Genomic DNA, 2,983 nt, shown 5'->3' with positions numbered 1-2,983 from the left:
GGCGACCACAACCGTACGACGTGGAGGCGGAGGCGGAGGCGCGGTCAGAGCGCGGACACGGCGTACGACGTCGCCGCCCGTGCTCGACAACGAAGTCGATTGCCGTGCGATGTGGGCGCGGAGCAATACCGTCTTGGCCACGGCCGACATGGTTGCATGTCTGTCATACCTCGCAGCCCACTCGTCTGCATGGCGTTCGGCCGCGTGGCGGACGTGGCCGACGGCGGGGCGAAGCACCGGGTCGAACTGCGCCGCGATCTCGACCATCTGCGTGAAGAAGGTGTGCCGAAAGCGAAGGTGTGCGCGTTCGTGCTCGACCACCGCAGTGAGTTCGGTATCCGACAGCCCCGCGACGAGCGCCGTCGTGATCACCACCGCGCCGCCACCGGAGGCAACGGCGAACGCGTCGGGCTCGGTAGATTCGACGAGAACGGTCCCGCCGCGTACGTCGGCCTCAGCTCCGAACTTCGCAGCATCTCGCGAGCTGGCGACGACGCGAGCGATGTGTCCGACGACCAGTGCGAGCCTGCATACAACCCACCCGATCATCCCGACGCCAGCAGTAACTGCAATGGCAGGTTGTGAGGCGATCAGCACCGATGCCAGCGCCGTCGTGGACGCCGCGACAGCGAAGGCCGTGACTGCCGCAAGGACAGGGATGACCGTCACCGTCGCCCGTGGTGCGACATCGTCGTCGATCGGGCCGCAGTACGTTCTCAACGCGACCGACATGATCCACGGCAACGCTGCAACGATGAGCAACAGCATCATATTCGGTGGTCCGTGTTCCTTGCGGAACTTTCCGAGAGCAGCTTCCGGAGAACGGATTCGTCTTCCGGATCGAGGGATGCAACGAAGTTGGCGAGAACATCGGCTCGTTCGACTCGCGTATCGAGTTCGGTCCGCATCCGCATCGCTGCTCGTAAGGCCGGTAGCTCGTCGACGGGAGCGCGGAGGGTGTAGACGTACGATCGTCCGCGTCGTTCCCGGTCGACGAGCCTCTTGCCGTGTAATCGCCCCAGCGCCGTCATCACTGTCGTATGCGCAAGATCGGATCCGAGTAACTCCCGAGCCTCTGACACCGCCAACTCATGATGCTCACCGAGCAATCGAAGGATCGACTCCTCCAACTGTCCGGAACCTCTACGCACGGCTTCGACCTCACTCTTCGGCTGCCGTTCCAGGATATGCCACCGAAGACGACCCGAGGGTCAGCCAGTACGTACGCACTGAACCGGTGCTGCCGACACCCCGAATCCAGCACGTCGTCAGGCGCGCCGACGGCCATAACGCTGAGCCCGCATCCGATTGGGGGTTCGACTGTCTACGCGCGGCGCAGCTACGTGTCTTGTCGGATGGTTGCGTCTTCGACTCCAGGGTGTTCACCTTTATCGGCGACTCGGTGGGACTCGCACATCGTTCACCGCCCGCTCTGTGGCGTAGCGAGAAGGACGCGGATCTGTTCGTCGAGGCCGGCCCTCAATCGCTTTGCCGCCGCATCCCACCAATCCGCTCTGCGCTTCGATTCGCCACAGGAACCGGAGTCGTTCGCAGCATCCAAAAATTTCGGCCATACCATGGTGCTTGCCCGAAAGGTTCACCCCATCACCAGCAAGGCGACGGTGACATCAGTGAGCCTAACCTCATATCGCAGTAGGGCGTTCATTCGAATCGTCGGTACGACGACCTGCTTCTCGAATTCTCGTCGTGCATGTTGGCTACGGTGGATGTTGTCGCCGGGCTCCGCCTGACTCAACACCCAGGTGTTGTGTCACACCCGACCTGTCGCCGCGGCTCTCTTCGACGATCCGGGTTGCAGGACCTGGCGCAGGAGCACCTGAGCGTCCCGACCGACAAAGGCGCGAACTCCGGCCTCAAGGTCGCCTCCGTGGTCGGGGCGATGGTCCTCGGCGCCGATTCCATCGCCGACACCGCCGTACTTCGGCACGGAGCGATGGGTACACTCTTCGACCGGCCGTACGCACCGTCGACGTTGGGATCGTTCCTTCGCGAGTTCACCTTCGGGCACGTCCGCCAACTCGACGCCGTCGCCTCCAGGATGCTGATCGCGTTGGCACAGACGACACCGCTGCTCGCCGGGAAAGGCACCCGGGCGGGTCGTGGTCGACATCGACGACTCGATCATCGAAGTGCACGACCACGCCAAGCAATGTTCGAGCTACGGCTACTCCGGAATCCGAGGGTTGAACTCGCTGATCACCACCAGCGGCGCGGCGCCGGTGATCACCGGACAGCGCCTGCGGAAGGGGTCCGTCGGGTCACCGCGCGGCGCCGGATGGTGGCCGACACCCTGCGAACCGTGGACCGACTCCGGACGGTGTCCGACCACGATGGCGCATCCGATCCCCGCTGCCAGGCAGCAGGTGTCACCGACGTTGGTGCGGGCGGACTCCGCGATCTACGACGAAGACACCCAGTCGTGGATCTCCACCGCTGAGGTCGCGGAAATCCCGTTCACCGCGTTCGCCACGCAGAAGAAAGCGCACTGCGTACCCGGCCGCCTGGTGGTGCGTCGGATCCCGGACCTGCGCCCCAAGAAGAAACCAAGGTCAGCGCACGCTGTTCGACGTGTGGCGTTTCCACGCGTTCTTCACCACCACCGACCCCGAGGTGGAAGATACCGTCGCCGCCGACAAGACCCACCGCCGGCACACGCGATCATCGAGCAGGTCCACGCCGACCTGAAAAACTCCGCCCTCGCCCACCTCCCGTCTGGAAAATTCTGTGCGAACGCTGCCTGGCTGGTCTGCGCGGTGCTGGCGTTCAACCTCACCCGAGCCCCCGCCACCCTCACCGGCGACCCCACGCTGGCGAAAGCACACACCGACACCGTCCGCCGGACATTGATCACCGTCCCTACCCGAATCGCGTCATCGGCACGAAAGCTGACCCTGCACCTCCCCACGCACTGGCCGTGGGAGAAGCCGTGGATCACGGTGTTCGAGAACGTGTACGGCCGAAA

2 protein-coding genes and 1 pseudogene are annotated in these 2,983 nt (G+C 64.3%); 1 reads left to right on the top strand and 2 read right to left on the bottom strand.

The window, feature by feature from the left end:
* Together A2J03_RS21565 and A2J03_RS21560 are read right to left on the bottom strand one after the other, a co-directional pair.
* Window positions 1–771 (bottom strand): M56 family metallopeptidase (locus A2J03_RS21565; RefSeq protein ID WP_068378093.1); only part of this gene is annotated, 771 nt, incomplete at its 3' end.
* On the bottom strand, window positions 768–1,151 hold the full coding sequence (locus A2J03_RS21560) for a BlaI/MecI/CopY family transcriptional regulator (protein WP_197480902.1): 384 nt from the start codon (window positions 1,149–1,151) through the stop codon (window positions 768–770). The genes A2J03_RS21560 and A2J03_RS21565, both read right to left, overlap by 4 nt.
* A 612-nt stretch (window positions 1,152–1,763) precedes the next feature.
* Here A2J03_RS21560 and A2J03_RS21550 point away from each other — a divergent pair.
* Window positions 1,764–2,983, top strand: a pseudogene (locus A2J03_RS21550) (transposase); the annotation flags it as partial.

Source organism: Rhodococcus sp. EPR-157, from assembly GCF_001647195.1.
Lineage (GTDB): Bacteria > Actinomycetota > Actinomycetes > Mycobacteriales > Mycobacteriaceae > Rhodococcoides.
This window is presented reverse-complemented; position numbering and strand designations above follow the sequence as displayed.